17 protein-coding genes are annotated in these 19,424 nt (G+C 67.7%); 8 read left to right on the forward strand and 9 right to left on the reverse strand.

The window, feature by feature from the left end; all coding sequences use genetic code 11:
* Positions 1-59: 59 nt before the first annotated feature.
* The 4 genes from CFB82_RS31430 to CFB82_RS31450 all read left to right on the forward strand — a co-directional run bounded on the left by CFB82_RS31430 (position 60) and on the right by CFB82_RS31450 (position 3,337).
* The gene (locus tag CFB82_RS31430) at positions 60-452 is read left to right on the forward strand and encodes a winged helix-turn-helix transcriptional regulator (RefSeq protein WP_069250663.1); all 393 of its coding nucleotides are present in this window, start codon (positions 60-62) and stop codon (positions 450-452) included.
* A gap of 31 nt (positions 453-483) precedes the next feature.
* Positions 484-852: a hypothetical protein gene (locus tag CFB82_RS31435; RefSeq protein WP_069250662.1), complete on the forward strand. Its 369-nt coding sequence runs from the start codon at positions 484-486 to the stop codon at positions 850-852.
* 47 nt (positions 853-899) lie between these two features.
* Positions 900-1,769, forward strand: coding sequence for an XAC2610-related protein (locus CFB82_RS31440; protein ID WP_089486611.1), 870 nt, complete (start codon positions 900-902; stop codon positions 1,767-1,769).
* Positions 1,770-1,951: 182 nt separating this feature from the next.
* Positions 1,952-3,337 (forward strand): MFS transporter, encoded by a 1,386-nt coding sequence (locus CFB82_RS31450; protein ID WP_089486612.1) that lies wholly within the window; start codon positions 1,952-1,954, stop codon positions 3,335-3,337.
* A 70-nt stretch (positions 3,338-3,407) separates the two neighbouring features.
* Here the strand turns inward: CFB82_RS31450 and CFB82_RS31455 are convergent, their stop codons facing one another.
* The 4 genes from CFB82_RS31455 to CFB82_RS31470 form a co-directional block, all read right to left on the reverse strand.
* Positions 3,408-4,484 carry a C45 family autoproteolytic acyltransferase/hydolase gene (locus tag CFB82_RS31455; protein ID WP_089486613.1) on the reverse strand — a complete coding sequence of 359 codons (1,077 nt, stop codon included), beginning with the start codon at positions 4,482-4,484 and terminating at the stop codon, positions 3,408-3,410.
* 69 nt (positions 4,485-4,553) lie between these two features.
* Positions 4,554-6,134, reverse strand: a complete 1,581-nt coding sequence (locus CFB82_RS31460; protein ID WP_089486614.1) for a DUF3138 family protein — start codon at positions 6,132-6,134, stop codon at positions 4,554-4,556.
* A 98-nt stretch (positions 6,135-6,232) separates the two neighbouring features.
* Positions 6,233-7,348, reverse strand: a complete 1,116-nt coding sequence (locus CFB82_RS31465; RefSeq protein WP_089486615.1) for a polyamine ABC transporter substrate-binding protein — start codon at positions 7,346-7,348, stop codon at positions 6,233-6,235.
* 216 nt (positions 7,349-7,564) lie between these two features.
* Positions 7,565-9,298 (reverse strand): amidohydrolase, encoded by a 1,734-nt coding sequence (locus CFB82_RS31470; RefSeq protein ID WP_089486616.1) that lies wholly within the window; start codon positions 9,296-9,298, stop codon positions 7,565-7,567.
* 238 nt (positions 9,299-9,536) lie between these two features.
* On the opposite strand from CFB82_RS31470, the gene CFB82_RS31475 reads away from it, so the two are divergent.
* Positions 9,537-10,367 (forward strand): helix-turn-helix transcriptional regulator, encoded by an 831-nt coding sequence (locus tag CFB82_RS31475; RefSeq protein ID WP_089446991.1) that lies wholly within the window; start codon positions 9,537-9,539, stop codon positions 10,365-10,367.
* A gap of 15 nt (positions 10,368-10,382) precedes the next feature.
* Here the strand turns inward: CFB82_RS31475 and CFB82_RS31480 are convergent, their stop codons facing one another.
* From CFB82_RS31480 to CFB82_RS31495, 4 genes are all read right to left on the reverse strand, one after another.
* Positions 10,383-11,303 carry a LysR family transcriptional regulator gene (locus CFB82_RS31480; protein ID WP_069250655.1) on the reverse strand — a complete coding sequence of 307 codons (921 nt, stop codon included), beginning with the start codon at positions 11,301-11,303 and terminating at the stop codon, positions 10,383-10,385.
* Between the two features lie 133 nt (positions 11,304-11,436).
* Entirely contained in the window at positions 11,437-12,627 is a 1,191-nt protein-coding gene (locus CFB82_RS31485; RefSeq protein ID WP_089486617.1) for an MFS transporter, read from the reverse strand.
* Between the two features lie 106 nt (positions 12,628-12,733).
* On the reverse strand, positions 12,734-14,191 hold the full coding sequence (locus CFB82_RS31490; protein WP_089486618.1) for an NAD(P)/FAD-dependent oxidoreductase: 1,458 nt from the start codon (positions 14,189-14,191) through the stop codon (positions 12,734-12,736).
* Between the two features lie 85 nt (positions 14,192-14,276).
* Positions 14,277-14,621, reverse strand: coding sequence for a cupin domain-containing protein (locus CFB82_RS31495; protein ID WP_011356376.1), 345 nt, complete (start codon positions 14,619-14,621; stop codon positions 14,277-14,279).
* A gap of 198 nt (positions 14,622-14,819) precedes the next feature.
* Between CFB82_RS31495 and CFB82_RS31500 the strand changes: the two genes are divergently transcribed.
* From CFB82_RS31500 to CFB82_RS31510, 3 genes are all read left to right on the forward strand, one after another.
* Positions 14,820-15,704 carry a helix-turn-helix transcriptional regulator gene (locus CFB82_RS31500; RefSeq protein WP_089486619.1) on the forward strand — a complete coding sequence of 295 codons (885 nt, stop codon included), beginning with the start codon at positions 14,820-14,822 and terminating at the stop codon, positions 15,702-15,704.
* Positions 15,705-15,870: 166 nt separating this feature from the next.
* The gene (speB, locus tag CFB82_RS31505; RefSeq protein WP_089486620.1) at positions 15,871-16,821 is read left to right on the forward strand and encodes an agmatinase; all 951 of its coding nucleotides are present in this window, start codon (positions 15,871-15,873) and stop codon (positions 16,819-16,821) included.
* A gap of 22 nt (positions 16,822-16,843) precedes the next feature.
* The gene (locus CFB82_RS31510; protein ID WP_089486621.1) at positions 16,844-18,334 is read left to right on the forward strand and encodes an aldehyde dehydrogenase family protein; all 1,491 of its coding nucleotides are present in this window, start codon (positions 16,844-16,846) and stop codon (positions 18,332-18,334) included.
* Positions 18,335-18,475: 141 nt separating this feature from the next.
* Here CFB82_RS31510 and CFB82_RS31515 read toward each other — a convergent pair whose 3' ends face one another.
* Entirely contained in the window at positions 18,476-19,360 is an 885-nt protein-coding gene (locus tag CFB82_RS31515; protein WP_089486622.1) for a patatin-like phospholipase family protein, read from the reverse strand.
* Positions 19,361-19,424: the final 64 nt, after the last annotated feature.

A 19,424-nucleotide genomic window follows, 5' to 3' on the forward strand; every position in this document is an offset into this window, starting at 1 on the left:
GAAGACGGCAGTCGTTTGTGCCGTAGTCACAAAAAATTTACCGACCAGGAATCGGCACGATGAAAACGAGTGCGACAGGATGTTCCGTTGAAGAAGCGATGCGCCTGCTCGGCGGCCGCTGGCGGCTGCTGCTGGTGTCGTATCTGCTCGACGGGCCGCGGCGCTTCAGCGACCTGCGGCGCGACATGCCTGGCATCTCGCAGCGCATGCTGACGCTCGACCTGCGCGCGCTGGAAGACGCGGGGCTCGTGCGGCGCACCGTCTATCCGGAAGTGCCGGTGCGGGTCGAGTACGATCTCACCGCCGACGGCGACCGGCTGCGGCCCGTCGTCGACGTGATGCGCGAATTCGGGCTGTGGCTGAAAGCGCGCGATGCCGATGCATCGTGCGACACCGGCGTGACGCCCGGCGCGGCAGCCGCGATCGACACGGCCCTCCATTCGCCCCGATAACCCCCCACTCTTTTACGCAGGAACCCCGTTCATGGAACTTCACGCCACCATCGGCGCGGCAACGTCCGATCTCGACGACGACGAAAGCTTCGCCAACATCTACTGTCACGACGCCGAGCAGGACTATTGCTTCGCGCTGTCGCGCTTTCCGGACGACGCGCTGATCGAAGTGATGGTGCGCGACCAGGTCAACGTGCGCGTCAAGGATCTGTCGGTGCGCCTGACGGACGACACGATCGACGTCGAGATCGAACCCGCCCTCGCCGCGCGTCTCGACGGCCAGACGCGCTACGTGATCCATCTCGCGCCCGGCCAATACGATCCGGTCACGCTGCGCGCCGCGCTGAAGGAGATCTTCGTCGGCAAGAGCGGCTTTCAGGACGACAGCACGCGCGGCTAGGCAGTGGCCAGCCCGTTCATCCTCGATCTTCGTTTCGACGCCCGCTCATGACGCGTTCCCTTCGGCTCCGCCCACTTCCCCGCCTTGCCGCGACCGCGCTGCTGCTCGCCGCATGCGCATCGCTTGCGCCTGCCGCGCAAGCAGCCAAGCCGCTGCTCACGTTCAAGGTCGACGACACCGTCACGGCTCGCGTCGAACGCGCGGACAGCGAGCACATCACCGTGCGCCTTCTGCCGAGCGGCAAGACGCAAACGCTCGACGTCACCGCCAGCGACGAGGAAGGCCACTATCGCCTCTCGCCGGACGACTACAACTTCGACGGCCACCGCGATCTCGCCATGCACGCGACTCTCGGCATGGTCAACGACAGCTACGGCATCTACCTGTATGACGCCGCACGCCAGCAGTTCGCGCCGCTGCGCATGCCGGCGGCCAACATGCCGCATGGCAACTGCGACGACCTGATCAACGTGGTCGCGAAGCCGAAAGCGCGCACGCTGTACAGCTCGTGCCGCGGCGGCCCGAGCTGGTACACCGATGCGTACCGCTACGATGCCAGCGGCAAGCTGTATCTGTACCAGTCCAGCGAAGCGATCCCCGACGACCTGCGCGACCTGCTCGACACCGATTCCGGCCCGTCGTCGATGCTGCTGACCTACGACGCACAAGGCAAGCGCGTATCGCGCCGCCCGGATGCGTACGGCGGCGGCACCGTCACGTTCAAGGTGCGCCCGGCGCGCCTGCCGCTGCACGATGCAACGACCGACGCACCCACGCGCCGCTACGTCGTCGCGGGCGACACGGTCGAACTGATCGACACGAGCGCCGATTTCCAGTGGCTGAAGGTGCGGTATCGCAACCCGCAAGCGGGCGCGGTGCAGGGCTGGGTCAGCGCGAAGGAAGCGATCGGAAACTGATGCACACGGTGACGTGATCGCCGCTCCTTCCCACATATTGAGCGCGTCACGTCCCATTAATAGGGATGCCTGTCCAAATGTTGACGTGCTTCCCGCCCCGGCTCTAACGTTCGCCCCAACGCCATTCGATTCGGCCGCCCCGCTCGCGGGAGACGGCCGGGCACCGAACACAGGAGACAACCGTGGCCCAATCTGCGTCGCGCACCCACGCCAATCCGCCGGAACAGTTGCCCGCACATGCCGGCATCGCATCCGATCCTGCCGCCCGTGCAGCCGCCGCGCAGACAACAGCGCCCAGCCGCAAGCGGCTGCTGATCCTCGCGTTGCTCTTCGTCACGGTCGTGATCAATTATCTCGACCGCAGCAACCTGTCGATCGCCGCGCCCGCGCTGTTCAAGGAACTGAACATCGATCCGATGCGCGCGGGCCTCGTGTTCTCCGCGTTCGGCTGGACCTACGCGCTGATGCAGATCCCGGGCGGCTGGCTCGTCGACAAGGTGTCGCCGCGCGTGCTGTATGCGGGTGCGCTCGCGCTGTGGTCGGCCGCGACGCTGCTGCTCGGCTTCGCGGGCTCGTTCGTCGGGCTGATCGTGTTGCGCCTCGCAGTCGGCGCGCTCGAAGCGCCGGCCTACCCGATCAACAACCGCGTGGTGACGACCTGGTTCCCGACCCGCGAACGCGCGAGCGCGATCGGCGGCTACACGTCGGGCCAGTTCGTCGGCCTCGCATTCCTCACGCCGGTGCTCGCGTGGCTGCAGGTGCATCTCGGCTGGCACATGGTGTTCGTCGCGACCGGCCTCGCCGGCATCGTGTGGGCCGCGATCTGGTATGCGGTGTATCGCGAGCCGCGCGCGTTTCGTGGTGTCAACGCGGCCGAGATCGCGCTGATCCGCGACGGCGGTGGGCTCGTCGATCTCGAAGACCGCGTCGCGGCGCGCACCGAACGCGCGCCGTCGACGTGGCGCGACCTCGGCGTCGTGCTCGGCCGGCGCAAGCTGTGGGGCATCTATCTCGGCCAGTTCGCGCTGAACTCGACGCTGTGGTTCTTCCTCACGTGGTTCCCGACCTACCTCGTCAAGTACCGCGGAATGGACTTCATCAAGTCCGGTTTTCTCGCGTCATTGCCGTTCCTCGCCGCGTTCGTCGGCGTGCTGTGCTCGGGCGTGCTGTCGGACTGGCTGATGCGCCGAGGCGCATCGCAGGGCTTCGCGCGCAAGCTGCCGATCATCTCGGGGCTGCTGATCTCGACCTGCATCATCGGCGCGAACTACGTGACGTCGACGGGCTGGGTGATCGCATTCATGACGATCGCGTTCTTCGGTAACGGCTTCGCGTCAATCACGTGGTCGCTCGTGTCGGGGCTCGCGCCCGCGCGGCTGATCGGCCTTACGGGCGGCGTGTTCAACCTGATCGGCAACCTGTCCGCAATCGCGACGCCGATCGTGATCGGGCTGCTGGTGGACGGCGCCGACTTCTCGCGCGCGATCACCTACATCGCCGCGATGGCGCTCGCCGGCAGCCTGTCGTACGGGCTGCTGGTCGGCAAAGTCGAGCGCATCGACGCGTAAACGTCACGAGGGCGGCACGCGCATGCCGCCGTGCGTTACCGCTACCGCTTGACGCGCGTCAAACGTCGCGTCAGAACCGCTGAGCCCCGTCGCGCGCGAGGTCGTGCGGATTGCCCGCTAAGTAGTCGAGCGCGCATGCATCGGTGTCGATGCCGACGGTCAACAGCGTTTCCCAGCGCTCGGTGTCGGGCATCGACAGGTCCGGATGAAAACACACGACGGCCTGGTCGCCGGCCGCGCCACACATCGCCGCCGCGCGCTCGCGCACATCGGCACTCGTCATCCCGTTCACGACGTCGTTCAGGTGCGCAAAGCGCTCGCGCGTGGTCGAGCTGTCGGGCATGCACTCGCCGCCGCTCAACGCGCGATCGAGGAAGTGGTTCGTATGCAGCAGCCAGCCGTCCGGACGCGGCACCACCACGCCCACACCTGACGGGCTTAGCTCGATGCTCGCCGCACGCGGGTTCGCGTCGTGCCGTGTGAACACGGTCAGCACCGTCGACGCGCTCACGCGTGCGGTGCACGCGATGTCGATCGCCTCCTGCACCGTCGTCGCGTCTTCGAGCAGGCGCCGCGCGATCGCGTGCACCGGCACGCCGGCGCTGTCGTTGTCGCTCGCGTGATGCAGGATGTTGAAGTGCAGCCCGAGCCCCGCGCTGTTCACGCCGAGCTTCGCCAGCATCCCGAATTCGGAGAACAGCTTGACGGTACGGCCGTGCGGTGTCGCGAACTGCATCAGCAAGCCCTCCGGCGCGAGGCTGTCGTGCCAGTCCCACGTCTGCAGCGTACGCGGCGCTTGCGGGCCGGCCGGCGCGTAGACAGTCGTCGAGCACTCGCCTTCGGCCGACGCGGGTGCAGTGGCGAGAATCTCGGTGCGCGCATTCGGGCACGCGAGCTGCCAGCGCGGCAGGTCGACGCCGTCGGCGATCGCCTCGACTTCGGCGGCGAGGCGCGGGCACCACGCGCCGAGTGTGGCGAGACTCGCTTCGCCGATCTCCCGTGCGCGCTGCGGCGCGATGCCGAGCTTCGGGAAGAACGCGAGATACAGCGCGACCGTCTCGCGGATCGCCGGCGCGAAGCGCTCGCCGATCAGGCGGCCGCGCTCGCGCGGATCGGTGACGTCGGTCACGAAGGTGTGCAGCTTCAAGATCAAATCTCCTGGGTTAAATGCGTTCCGGGCCTGTGCGGCCCGGAGCGTGATACATCGTGCAGCGGGTCAGAACGAGTAGACGAACTGCATCCCGGCCAGGTCGTTGCTGCGCGCGTACGTGCCGTTGCTCTTCAGGAACACCGGATGGTTCGCCGCGTCGTGGCGGTATTCGAGCTTCACGGTGATCTGCTGCGTCGGATAGAACAACAGGTCGGCCGTGATCGCATAACGCTGCGCGCCCTTGCACTCGGTGCCGTTCGTCGACGAACCCTGGAAGCACGCCGGATCGATGCCGAAGCCGCTCGACCCGTTCACCGACGGATTGCCGCCCGCGAGCCCGTACTGGATGTTCGTGCCGCCGCCGCCGTTCGACGTGTTGTTCAGGTAATCGAAGCGCAGCGTCGCGCCCATGCGGCCGACCCACGACGTCGTCCACTTCGTGTGGCCGAGCAGCGACATCCCGTACCAGCGCGCGGTGCCGCCGTTCCACGCGCCCTTCTGCAGCTCGCCGTAGTCCACCTGCGCGTTGACTTGCGTCTTGTCGTGCGTATAGGTCACGTCGGCTTCCACGTACTTGTAGAGGCCCGTCGGCGACGCGCCGTTGCACTGGTAGCCGTAGCCGCCCGCCTGCGCGCACGGCGAGAACAGCGACTGCCGGCCGAGCATCCCGGAGAGGCCGAAGTCGAAGGCGGTCGACGTCGCGTTGTCGAAGCGCGCGGTGATCGTCGGCGTCCAGTTGGTCTTCGTCGTGTTGTTCGCCGCGTTCGCGATCGCGCCGGCCGTGCGCAGCACCTCGTTGCCGATCACGACCTGCCAGAAGCGCGTCATCGCCGCGTTGGAGCCCTTCAGCCCGACGCCGATCAGGTTGCCCGGCTCGCTGAAGTCGTACAGCAGCCCGTGCGTGAGCGTCAGCATCTGGTTCGACGGCTGCACCTCGTAGCCGGCGAGACTCGGCATCATCCCGATCTCGAAGGTGCGGGTCGTGCTGAGCGGCACGGTGACCACCGCCTGCGTGATGATGTTGTTGCCGATGCCGCCGTGCGCATTGCTGAACACGTTGCCGAAGCCGCGGTTCGGCTGGATCACGACTTCGGCCGCCGGCGCCATCGGGCCGACGCCGAAGGTCTTCTTGATGTCGAGGTAGACGTCGCCGATCGTGCTGTTGAAATAGTCGTACGCTCCAGGGTCGTGGTTCAGGAACTGGAAGCCGGACGTGCGCTGCGCGCGGTTGAACAGGTACACGGGATCGACATAGCCGGTGATGCTCAGGCCCGCGAGCGGGCCGGTGGTCGCCGCTTCCTGCAGCGAGTCGACCTTCAGCGACGCGTTCGCGATCTGCTCGCGCATCTGCTGCAGGTCGTCGTTCGTGAACGCCGGGGCCGCATCCGCGGCCGGTGCAGCGGCCGCCGCCGTGTTGATCGAGCCGATCGTCGCGCCGCCCGAGGCGGCATTGGCGGTCGTTGCCGCGCCGGCCGGCTTCGCGGCCAGCATGCTCGCGCGCAGTTCGTTCACCTGCAGCTGCAGCGCGGTGACCTGCGCCTGCAGCGCCTTCATCCTGCTCGCGTCGGTCGCCTGCGGCGTGTGCGCGAATGCCGAGGCGGCTTCAAACGCCAGCAGGCACAGCGCCGTCATGTGTGTGATTTTCATGTTTTGGGTGGTCGTCGGGACGCGCGCGCCCCCGCCCGCCGCGATGAGCGGCGGGGCGCGCGAAAGGTGTGCGGGAACGGGAAGAAGCGACGGCCGGCTTACTCGGTCTTCAGCTTGGTCCAGAGACGGTTCTGCAGACGCATCAGCTCAGGCGGAACCGGCTTGCTGAGGCTCAGCTTGCGGATCACGTCGGCGGGCGGGAACACGGCCGGATCGCTCGTCACGTCGGCGCGCACCAGATGCTTCGACGACGACACGGCCGACGGGTACGACGTGTCGTTGGTCAGGTTCGCGCTCTCCTTCTCCGACAGCACGAAGTTGACGAACTTCAGCGCGGCGTCCGGATGCGGCGCATCCTTCGGCACCGCCATCATGTCGAACCACATCGCGCTGCCCTCCGTCGGGATCACGTACTTGATGTGATATGGCTTCTTCGCGGAAGCGGCCGCAATCCGCGCGGAGTTCACGTCGCCCGACCAGCCGAGCGCGAGGCAGATGTCGCCGCCCGCAAGATCGTTGATGTAGCTGCTCGAATTGAACTGCGTGATGTACGGCCGCACCGTCTTCAGCAGCTCGTACGCGGCCTGGTAGTCGGCCGGGTTCGTCGTGTTCGGATCCTTCTTCAGGTAGACGAACGCCATCCCGAACGCATCGACCGGCGAATCGAGCACCGAAATGCCGCAGTGCTTCAGCTTCTGCGCGTACTTCGGGTCGAACAGCAGCGCCCAGCTGTCGAGCGGCGCGTCGTTGCCGAGCGCGGCCTTGACCTTCTCGACGTTCATCCCGAGCCCGTCGGTGCCCCACGTCCACGGAATGCCGAACTGGTTGCCCGGATCGTCCTTCGCGAGCACCTTCATGATGTCCGGATCGAGCAACCCGTAGTTCGGCACCTGGCTCTTGTCGATCTTGCGGTAGATGCCGGCCTGCAGCTGCCGCGCCCAGAAGATGTCGGACGGCACGACGACGTCATAGCCCGACGTGCCCGACAGCAGCTTCGCCTGCAGCGTCTCGTTCGAATCGAACTCCTGGTAGACCACCTTGATGCCGGTCGCCTTCTCGAAGTTCGCGATCGTCGCCTTGCCGATCGAGTTGCCCCAGTTGTACACGTTGACGACGTCCGCCGCGTGCGCCGCCGGCACGCCGGCCCACAGGACGCCGCCCAGCGCGAGCGCCGCGCATGCCGTTCCCAGATGCTTGCTCCAATCCCCTGCCATGGTTTCCTCCGTCGATATCATGATCCGCTCGCGATGAACGGTGTGTGCTTCGGTCCGGAAAAATGTAGCCAGAGGAAATTGGCCGGTCTGCCCTGCCGTTAGGGGGACACGCGGCACAATCGGGGCATCCGGTTCCGCGCGGATGCCCCGATCGGCACGGCACGTAGGCGAATCGAAAGCTTCCTTCGCCACTTCGTCATGCCAACCGAAAACCGCTCAGGATGCCTGCACGCCCGTGCGCACGCCGAAGTCCTCGCCCACGTGCGTGATGCGGCCGTCCATCATCGTCAGCGCGACGTCGATGCGGCCGATGTCGTACTGGCCGACCTCGAACAGGTCGTTTTCCAGCACGACGAGATCCGCACGCTTGCCGGGCGTGAGCGACCCGACCTCGTGCTCCATCCCGAGCTGGTATGCGCCGTGGATCGTGTACGCGGCGATCAGCTGCGGAATGCTCAGGCGCTCGGCGATGTCCGGGAACACCGGTGCATCGGGCTCGCCCGCGAGCTGGCGCGTATGGCCCGACTCGATGTGTTCGAGCGGCTTGTGCTGGCAGCGGCACTGGCACGCGAGGCCGTCCATGCCGATCGACACCCTCACGCCTTCGTCGAGGAACGTGCGGAACTTGTACATGTTGCTCCAGCGCGCGTGGCCGTAGTGGTCGCGCAGCTGCTCGGTGTACGCGTCGACCACGCCCCATTGCAGCTGCGTGTTCGCCATCACGCCCGCGCGGCGGAAGCGCGGGATGTCGTCCGGATGCGTGAGGAACGCGTGCGTGATCACGTGGCGGCGGTCGCGCGGCGGGTTCGTGCGGTTGACCGTGTCGAAGCCGTCGAGCGCCATCCGCACGGCCGCATCGCCGACGCAGTGGACCATCACGTTCGCGTTCACGCGATCGGCTTCGACCAGGTAGTGGTTGAACGTGTCGGCCGGCATCGTCGGCGCGCCGCAGGTGTCGGGGCGGTCCGCGTACGGTTCGAGCAGGTACGCGGTGTGGTTCGCTTCGGTGCCGTCGAGGAACAGCTTCAGCGCGCGCGCCTTCACGAGCGGCGAATCGTACTGCTCGCGGTATTTGACGAGCGTGCCGACCGGATCGTCGATCTCGCCGATCACCGCGACACTGCCCACCACGCGCAGCTTCAGGTCGCCCGCGCGCTCCATCGTCTGCAGCGTCTCGTACAGCAGCGACTGGTCGCCGCTCGGATCGAAGAAGCCCGCGTCGAACACGGTCGTCACGCCGGCCGCGCACAGCTTCTTCTGCCATGGCGGGATCGATTTCAGATACAGGTCGATGCCGGTCGGCAGCAGGCCGGCCGCGCTGATCCGCTGCATCAGCATCGAATACGCGGCGCCGTCGACGATCAGGCCGGTCGGCTCGCCGGTCACCGCGTCCTTCTCGAACCAGCTCGCGCCTTCCTGCACGGGCGGCGTCGACGCGTCGATGCCGGCGATCTCCAGCGCCTTCGAGTTCACCCACATCGAATGGAAATCGGTCGACAGCAGGCACACGGGGCGATCCGCGCAGATCGCGTCGAGCGTCTCCTTGCGCAGCAGCGCCGGCGGAATGGTCGCCTGCACCCAGCCCATCCCGGTGATCGCCGGCTCGTCCGGATGCGACTCGACATACTCGCGCAGCGCGGCGAGCACCTTCTGCGGGTCCTCGTAGTTCACGAACGCCTGGAACGCGAATGCGGTCGTCTCGAAGTGCCAGTGCGATTCGACGAAGCCCGGCAGCACGAGCCGGCCCGCCGCGTCGACGACCTTCGTATCCGCGCCGACGTACGCCTGCACGGCCGCCGTGTCGCCGACGTGGACGATCCGGCCGTCGCGCACGGCGACCGCCTGTGCCCACGGCTTGTGCGGATCGACGGTGTAGACCTTCGCGTTGGTCAGAACGAAATCCGCCGGCGTTGAGTCCTTGACGGCGGCGGGCGTCGGTTGCATCTGCATGGCCTGTCCTTTCTGTTGATCAGGTTTTCGAAGTGCTTTCACTATAGGCAGACGATTCGTGGCGGTATGCCCCCCCGCTGCCGGGGCTTTGACGAATTCCGGCCGCCTCGGGCACGGTCTTGTCATCGTTTTGGGGACAACGTGTGAAATTCGTCGGGTTGATCCGGTGAATTCCCGGCTGACGCGTGTGCGGCGTTCGCGTAACGTCGCGCTGTCCCCCGACTGCCCACGCCCGACCATGCGACTTCTCCAGCCCGACCCGGCCGCCCGCGGCCACTACCTGATCGGTGTGCGCCCCGACACGCTCGGCGCGACGTTGCGCGCGGTCGGCACGCCGGATTTCGTCGGCGCGGTCACGGAGTTCGTCAACGACAGCATCGACGCCGACGCCGTGCACCTCGAACGCTGGCGCGCGGATACGGGCAGCGCGTCGGGTTTCGTCGTCGAGTGGCTCGGCAGCGGCAGCCTGCGCTTCGCGGCCGATACGCTGCGCGTGATGGATGTCTATTACCAGGACTACTGCCAGGCCGATCCGCTGGTCGCGCCGCTGCGCGGCAAGGCCGGCACGCTGCTCGTGCAGCGCCATGTCGACGGCATCGCGCACGGCGAATTCCGCCGCCGGATCTTCGACGAACCCGGCATCGAGCAGGAATGCCTGCTCGTGCACGGCAACGCGCACCTGCAGTACGCGCTCGGGCTCGCACGCACCGTCGGGCGTGCCGCGTTCACGATGGACGAGCTGTTCCACTTCCGGCAGATGGTCGACCTGCTGTTCCCGATGTTCGAGCTGCATGCGCGCACCTGCGCGGCGCGGCGCGTGGCGTCGGTATCGGTGAATGCCGCGTCGCAGGCGGGCTTCGACGCGCGCCTCGAACGGCAGCACGTGCAGCTGTCGCGCCGCGAGCACGAGATCTGCCGGCTGATGCTGTGCGGGCGCTCGGTGCCCGAGGCCGCGCAGCAGCTCGACGTGAAGCTGTCGACGGCCGAGTCGTACGTGAAGCGCGCGTTCGCGAAGCTCGGCGTGCGCACGCGCCGCGAGCTGTTCGACTGGGTGCTGGTGGACTGCTGAACGCGCGCCGCCGGCTTACGCGGCCAGCGCGGCCGCCTTGATGTTGAAGGCTCGCAGCAGGTCCTCGCAGAACGCGTCGACGATCGGCTTGTCGCTCGCGCTGCGCTTCATCGCGAGATGCAGCGGCACGTCGAAGCTGAACGTCGCGCGGCCGACGGCCTTCACGAGCCCGCGCTGCTCGAACGGCTCCGCGTAGTGCGCGGGCAGGTAGCCGAGATGGCCGCCCGACAGGATCAGGATCGTCGCGGCCTCGATGCTGTCCGCGCTCGCGGTCACGCGCCGCTCGGGTAGCGGATATTGCTCCTCCGGCACCGGATAGGTGCGCCAGACCCAGTCGTGAAGCTGCAGGTCGTCCGCCGTCACGGGCCGCGACGCATGGAACAGCGGATGCCCGCGCCCGCAGTAGATCACCTGCTGCTCGGTGAAGAGCGGCGTGTAGAGCAGCCCGGGCACGCGATGCCAGAAATAGCCGATCGCGAGATCGAGCTGGTTGTTGACGAGGCTTTCCTCGAGCTCCTGCGGCGACGCGACCTTCATCGCGAACGTGACGGCCTGGTCGCGCTTGCGGAATGCGCCGATCGCATCGGCCACGCGCGCGTTCTCGACGAGCGGCGCCTGGCCGATCAGGCCGATCGACAGCGTGCCGACCAGCTTGCGGTCGATGTCGCGCACGCGCGCGACGAATTCGGAAGTTGCCGCGACGAGCGTGCGCGCGGTGGCCGCGAAGCGCTCGCCCTTCGACGTCAGGCGAAAGCCGCCGCGCCCGCGATCGCACAGCTTGAAGCCGACGCGCGCTTCGAGCGCCGACAGCTGCGTGCTGATGGTCGACTGCCGCACGCCGAGCGACGCCTCGGCGGCCGTGATGCCGCGTGCGTCGACGACGGCCAGAAAGACCCGGATGAGCCGGAGATCGAGATCGGAGGTATTCGAGAACATGCTTCAAGTCGCTGCGCGTGTGCGCGTTACCCGGCCGGCCAGCCCGACGCGCCTCGCACGCCACGCTCGCCGCCTGCGCCGATGAACCGAACCGGACACGCGCCGCCATCGGCAGCGGCGCGCGTCGCCACCGTCATTCAGATGCCACCGCGAGCGCGCGTTCCATGCCGAACACGGCCGGCCGCAGCCGCCGGTAGCAGAGGAACGCCACCGCGCACAGCACGATCGCCGCGATCAGCGCCGACTGCGTGCCCGCGCGCTCGATCAGCGACCCGCCCGCGACCGAGCCGACGCCGTAGCCGAGCGCGACGCAACCCGGCGACAACGCGGCCGACTTGCCGACCAGGTCGTACTGCGGAATCGTCGCGTAGATCAGCAGCGCGCCGCCGGTCCAGCAGCCGATGAAGACGATCGCGCCGAGCGTGAACGTCGCGGCCGAGGCCGGCAGCGCGAGCAGCACGGCCGCGACCGCGCAGCCCCCAAGATTCACGAGCGCCCAGCGGCGCAGGCCCGCGCCCGCGCCGAGCTTCGGCATCGCCGCGCAGATCACGAGGCTCGCGATGTTCGCGGCGCCGAGCACGAGCGACACCGACTTGTCGCTCAGGCCCGCCGCGGTGCCGATCTTCTCGAGGAAGGTCCACACGACGCCGACGCCGCCGTACAGCGCGAGCTGCGCGCACAGCACGAGCATCGCGCCCGTGCGGTCGATGCGGCCGGCGACACCGGCCGGTGTCGGCGCGGCCATCGTCTCGCCGCGGCGAAACAGCGGCGTCGCGAGCACGAACATGCCGAGCACGCACGCGACGAAGCCGAACACGCCGTGCGCGCCCCAGGTGTCGCTCAGCATCGGGAAAATATAGGCGAGCAGCACCATGCTCCACGTCACCTGCCCCATCAGCATGATCCCGAGATTGCGTTCCGGCGCGCGCGAATACGACAGGTAGCGCAGCGCGATGCCGTTCAGCCCGCCCGAGCCGACGCACGCAATGAACTGCAACGCCGAATACGCCACCAGCCCGTGCGTCGCGAGCGTGCCGAGGTTCGCGCCGGCCGCGAGCGTCACCGCGCCCGCGAGCACCCACCGCACCGGCTGGCGGCCGAGCACGAACGCGACGAGCAGCGTGCCCGTCGATTCGCCGAGCACCTCGATGAAGCTCGACAGCCCGAGCGCCGCTTCGCCGAAGCCCCAATGACGCTCGACCTGCCCGACGATCGCGGGCAGGCCGAGGAAGACCGTCGGCCCGAGCATGCCGAGCAGCAGCATCACGACGACGAACAGCGCGCTTTCCTGTCGCGCTTCGTCCTGCAGGTTGACTACATTCATCTGGTGTCTCTCTCCGTGTCCGCGGTGCGGACCGTCTCCTCTGGGGATCGTCTTTTGTTGTGTCGCCATGACGGGGCGGCCCGGCGCGGGGCCGCCCCTGAGTCGTTTACATCGGGAAGCCCATCGCCTTGATGCCGCTGATCCAGGCGCGCTTCCAGCCGCCTTCCGCATCCGCGCCGTCGAACGCATGGAACGTGATCTTCGCGGCGACCCAGCGCATCGGCTCGGGCGGGATATAGCTCGGGGTCTGGTTCGCGATGTCGAGCTGGCGCTCGGGGCTGTCGCGGTCGAACAGGATGTTCAGCCCCATGAACGCGCCGAACCGGCTCGCCGCGACGCCGAAGCCCGTATAGCCGGCGACGAACACGGCCTTGTCGCCGAGGTAGCGCTTCGCGAACACCGAACCGCGCGAGCAGTAGTCGATCGGGCCGCCCCACGCGTGCGAGAAACGCACGTCGCACAGTTGCGGGAACGTGCGGTAGAACGCTTCCGCGAGCCGGTAATACGTTTCGCGCTGGCCGTCCTGGTGTGGTTCCGGGTCGCCGTCGAAGTGATAGCTCACCAGCCCGCCGAAGATGATGTTGTTCTGCTTCGTCAGCCGGAAATAGTTGAGCTGCGTGCGCGTGTCGTACACGCCCTGGCGGTTCTTCCAGCCGATTCGCGCGAGCTGCTCGTCGGTGAGCGGCTCGGTCGCGAGCACGTGGTCGCGCACCTGCATCACGCGACGATTGATGTCGGGAATCCCGACCTTCGCGGTGCCGCTGCCGAACACCACGCGCGGCGCGCGTACGCTGCCCTTCGGTGTCATCACGAATACGGTGCTGCCTTCGTCGGTCACCGTCACGAGCGGCGTGTGCTCGTGCAGCTTCACGCCGAGCTTCAGCGCCGCGCGCTTCAGCCCCCACGCGAGCTTCGCCGGGTGCACGATGCCGCTGCGATTGCGCGACCACAATGCGCCCGCGAACAGCGGGGAATTCAGTTGTTCGAGCGTTTCCTCGCGGTTCAGCAGCGCGACGTTGTGGCCGTATTCGCGATGCAGGTCGTAGTCGCCTTTCAGGTGCGCGATGTGTTCGGGATCGACCGCGACCGTCATCTCGCCGTTCCACTCGATATCGGCGTCGATGTCGTAGCGCTTCAGCGTGTCCTCGAAGCCGTCGAGGTTGTGATGGCCGAATGCCTCGAGCTGCGCGATGTCGTTCGGGAACACGCGCACCGCGTTCGGCAGCCCGTGCATCACCGACGTCGAGATGATCCCGCCCGCGCGGCCCGATGCGCCGTGCGCCACCTTGCCGGCCTCGATCAGCACCACGTTCAGGTGCGGCATCTGTTCCTTCGCCTGCACGGCCGCCCATAGCCCCGTGAAGCCGCCGCCGACGATCAGCAGGTCGGCCGTCACGTCGCCGACGAGTTCCGGCTCGGTGACCGGCGCCGCCGGGTTGTCGAGCCAGTACGGGAACAGCTTCGTATTCGCGAGCGCCGCCTCGACGCCCAGTGCGACCGGCGCGCCACGCATTGCGTGCGCCTGCTCCGGTGCAGTCTCTCTTGTTTTGACTTCCATTTCCATGATCCCAGCCATCACACGCGAAAAGCGAAACCGCCGCCGGGCGCGCGTCACACGGACGACGACACCGCAGCGGCGGCTTCGGACATCACGACTTCTCGAGCAGCACGTAGAACTTCTTCGCGTCCTCGATCGTCTCCCAGCGGCCCGCGAAGCCGGCCGGCAGCAGGTAGCCCTGGCCCGGCGTGAATTCCTTGCGGTTGCCTTCGACGTCGGTCAGCGCGATCCGGCCCTCGACGAGCCACACGGCTTCATCGGCCGCGGTTTCCGGAAACTCAACCGAACCGACTTTCCCTTCCCACCAGCCGATGATGTAGTTGCCGCTCTTGCCTTCCGCCGCGCGCCAGTCGCTTTCGTCCATGCCGAAGTCGAGCTTCGTGAATTCGCCGATGCCTGCGCCGAGCGGCAGGATGTCCTTGATCAGTTTGGTCATGTGAATCTTTCGTCTCTCGATTGAAAAAAGCAGAGACAAAGTTACTCATTTACACTGCCCCGGTATGCCCCCCTCCGGGGGGGACAAGCGGTATTTTCCGGGGCGAACGGGTCGGCAGGACAACCGACGGTGTTTCCCCCTAAAGACGTTTTTCGTTGTGACCGCTACAATCGCGCCGCTTTTCACCCGGGGAACCGCATGCTGCTCAACGTGAACCCCTTCCACCGCGACAACGACCGCTTCAACGTGTCGTTCAAGGTGCTGGGCGAGCTGATCGAAACGGTCGGCACGCCGCACTTCGTGCCGCGCCTCACGCAGTTGCTCAACGAAGTCGTGCCGCTCGACGTCGCGCACGTCGAACGTTCGCGCGTCGACGGCTCGATGCCCACCGGCTATCGATGCGAATGGATCGGTAGCAGCGGCATCGATACCGAATCCACCGAAATCTCCGACGTGATGACGCTCTACTACGAGCGCTTTCTCGACAGCGACCCGCTGTTCGCGGGGCTGCGCGGCAAGACGGGCACGATGCTCGTCGTGCGCGACATCGCGGCGATCCCGCCCGGCGAATTCCGCCAGCGGCTGTTCGACGACGTGCATATCGGGCACGAATGCGTGCTCGCCCGCGGCACACGCTATTCGCAGCATTCGATCGCGCTGGAGCGCGGCCGCGACCGGCCGCCGTTCACGCTCGCCGAGATGAACCGCTTTCGCAGCATCAGCGACGTGCTGTTCCCGCTGCTCGAACTGCATGCGTCGACCACGGCCGCGCGGCGCGTCGCGCACCCGACGCCCGACGTCCATCCGCTCGCGCAATTCGATGCGCGGATCGCGGCCGACGGCGTGAAGCTGTCGAAGCGCGAATACGAAACCTGCAAGCACCTGCTCTCCGGCAAGACCGTGCCGGAGACGGCCGGGATCCTCGGCGTGCGCGTCGCGTCGGCCGAGTCGTACGTGAAGCGCGCGTTCGCGAAGCTCGGCGTGCGCACGAAGCGCGAGCTCGCCGCGTGGGGTTCGGCATCCACCGCATTTCCTTCCGCCGGCTCGCACGACGGCGCCGCGCCGCCGGACATCCCACGCTGACACACCCGGCCGCACTGTGCGGCCCCGTTCGGTTGCGCCGCGTCGATGCGGCGGCGCCACTTGCATCGAAGCCCGTCGATGTAAACGTTGCGACTTCAAAATCTTCGCGCGGGCGTTCTCCTCTACCATCGGCCGATCGCTTGACCTCAAAAAAAGGAGACGGCCCATGTCCCGCGAACTGAATCAACCGATGGGCGGCAACGACATGCCGCGCTTTGGCGGCATCGCCACGATGATGCGGCTGCCGCAAGCCGCCACGACCGACGGCCTCGACGTGTGCTTCGTCGGCGTGCCGCTCGACCTCGGCACGTCGAACCGCTCGGGCTCGCGCTTCGGCCCGCGCCAGATCCGCACCGAATCCGTGCTGCTGCGCCCGTACAACATGGCCACGCGCGCGGCGCCGTTCGATTCGCTGCAGGTGGCCGACATCGGCGACGTCGCGACCAACCCGTACGACCTGAAGGACTCGGTGCGCCGCATCGAAGAAGCGTACGACGAGATCGTCGCGAACGGCTGCCGGCCGATCACGCTCGGCGGCGACCACACGATCGCGTGGCCGATCCTACGCGCACTGCATAAAAAGTACGGCAAGGTCGCGGTCGTGCACGTCGACGCGCACGCGGACGTGAACGACACGATGTTCGGCGAGAAGATCGCGCACGGCACGCCGTTCCGCCGCGCGGTGGAAGACGGCCTGCTGCAATGCGACAAGGTCACGCAGATCGGCCTGCGCGGCACCGGCTACCACGCGGACGATTTCGACTGGTGCCGCCAGCAGGGCTTCACGGTCGTGCAAGCGGAAGCGTGCTGGAACAAGTCGCTCGCGCCGCTGATGGCGCAGGTGCGCGAACGCGTCGGCGACACGCCGGTCTACCTGAGCTTCGACATCGACGGACTCGATCCGTCGTTCGCGCCCGGCACCGGCACGCCCGAAATCGGCGGCCTCACCGTGCAGCAGGGCCTCGAGATCGTGCGCGGGATGAAGGGCCTGAATATCGTCGGCGCGGACCTCGTCGAAGTCGCGCCGCCGTACGATCCGACCGGCACCACCGGGCTCACCGGCGCGAACCTCGCGTTCGAGATGCTCTGCGTGATGCCGGGCGTCGCCTACCGCTAACCCGACCGACAGGATGACCCTCATGTCCACCGCCGAGCTTTCCCGTTCCACCGCCACGTTCGTGCTGCCCGCGGCGCACATCGCCGGCCAGCCCGTGCGCACGCCTGCCGACGCGCCCGGCGCGCCCGGCGCGCCGATCTTCGACGCGTCGACCGGTGCCGCGATCGGCTGGCAGGAATTCGCGACGGCCGCGCACGTCGACGCGGCAGTGCGCGCCGCGCGCGACGCGTTCGCCGCCTGGCGCGATACGCCGCCCGCCGAGCGCGGCCGGATTCTCGCCAAGATCGCCGAACGCGTCGAAGCATCGCGCGATCGCCTGGCGGCGCTGCAGATGCAGGTGAGCGGCAAGCCGCCGTTTGAAGCCGAGGCCGATGTCGGCGACGTCGCCGCGACGTTCGCGTACTACGCGACGCTGTGCGAGGACCCGGCGCTGTTCGCGGCCGAACCGGTCGCACTGCCGAGCGACGCCGTCACGGCCGAACGCTTCTACGACTCCGTCGGCGTCGCGGCGCTCGTCATGCCGTGGAACTTCCCGATGGTCACGACCGCGTGGAAGCTCGCGCCCGCGCTCGCCGCCGGCTGCGCGGTCGTGCTGAAGCCGTCCGAACTCACGTCGCCCACCGAACACGCGCTGCTCGACATCGTCGCCGAAGCCGGCGTGCCGGCCGGCGTCGTCAACGTCGTGAACGGCGGCGCCGACGTCGGCGCGGCGCTGACCGCGCATCCGCTGATCGACAAGATCTCGTTTACCGGCAGCACCGCGGCCGGCCGCAAGGTCATGCAGGCCGCGGCCGTCGACATGAAGCGCGTGACGCTCGAACTCGGCGGCAAGTCGTCGCTGATCGTGCGCGACGACGCCGACCTCGACGTCGCCGTGTCGCTCGCGGTCGCGGGCGCCTTCACGAACGCGGGCCAGATGTGCTCGGCCACCGCGCGCATCCTCGTGCACGACAGCGTGTACCGCAGCTTCATGGCCGCGTTCGAGACCGCCGTGCGCGCGCTCGTCGTCGCGCCGCCGGCCGCGGAACAGGTCGCGATGGGGCCGCTGATCTCGGCCGCACAGCGCACGCGCGTCGAAGCGATGCTCCAGCAAGGCATCGATGCGGGCGCTCGCGTCGCCTTCAGCGGCCGGGTGGCGGATACCGGCGGCGACGGCTTCTTCATGGCGCCCGTCGTGATCGCCGAGCCGGCCGCCGACAACCCGCTGTGGACCGACGAAGTGTTCGGCCCCGTTGCATGCGTGAAATCGTTCCGCACCGACGACGAAGCGATCGCGCTCGCGAACGACACGCGCTACGGGCTCGTCGCGACCGTCGTGACGCGCGATGCGGGTATCGCCAAGCAGTTCCAGCAGCGCGTGCGCGCGGGGCTCGTGTGGATCAACGCGCCGCAGCTCATCTACCCGCACGTGTGCTGGGGCGGGTTCGGGCTCAGCGGGATCGGGCGCGAACTCGGCGTGGCGGGGCTGCGCAGCTATCAGGAACTGCGCCACGCGATGCGCGCGATCGACTGATCAGTGGGGCCTTCCAGGCCGTTGGCGGCACCGTGTCTCGTGGCACGGTGCCGTTTTTTTTACCGATTTCCGGAAAGAGGCCCAGGCGGCACGGCAACCGGCGCTCGTCGGTCATGCGTTTGCACGGTGCGTGAGCAACGATCAATGCGAATGCGCCGCAGCATGATCGTGCTCGCGCAACTGGCCAGGAATCGCACACGCCGCGAGCCCGCCCGCCTCGATCCACACGCGTGTGCGTTCCGCGGCCTTGTCGATCAGTTGTGCGCACTGTGAGTAGTCGTAGGACGACACCTCGAGCGGACAGAGCGGCGGCACGACATGAATTTGCGCGCGGGCCCCGTATAGCTCCAGATCGCGCACCAGTTGCCGTGCGATCACGAGCGTCAGCGCGTGCGTCGCATGCGCGATCGGGCTGCGCGGCGGGACCCGCAACGCGCAGGCGAACCCGGCCGGCAGCACGACGATCCGCTTGGCGCCGAGCGCGATCGCAACCGAGATCGGCGTATTGTTCGCGACGCCGCCGTCGACGAGTTCCACGCCGTCGATGCTGACCGACGGAAACACGCCGGGAATCGCCGCGCTGGCCTGCACCGCATCCACGACCGGGCCGGCCGACAGCACGACTTCGCGGCCGCTCAGCACGTCGGTCGCGACGATGTGGAGCGGCAACGCGGCCTGCTCGATCCGGCGGTACGGCAGGTTCTTTTGCAGCAGCAGGCGCAGCGCGTCGGCCTCGACCAGATGCGGCCGGTTGCGCAGCAGCATCGCGAAGAGGCTGCGCATCGAGAACGGCATCACGTCCTGGCGGCGGATTTTGCACCACAGCGCTTCAAGCATCGCGACGCCGTCCGCATCCGGCCGGCCGGCGAAATAGGCGGCGTTGATCGCGCCCGCCGACGCGCCGATCACGCAATCGGGCCGTTCGCCGCTCGTGACCAGCTCGCGGAGCATGCCGACCTCGATCGCACCAAGACTGCCGCCGCCGGCGAACACGAAGGCGGTCGAAGGAATGGAATCGGACGTCACGGTGCGCCCTCCTGCGGTTGGCTGCGACGGTGGTTTCGTCATGATGAATCGTGCAGCGCTCCGG

The sequence above is a fragment of the Burkholderia sp. HI2714 genome, from assembly GCF_002223085.1.
Classification (GTDB): domain Bacteria; phylum Pseudomonadota; class Gammaproteobacteria; order Burkholderiales; family Burkholderiaceae; genus Burkholderia; species Burkholderia lata_D.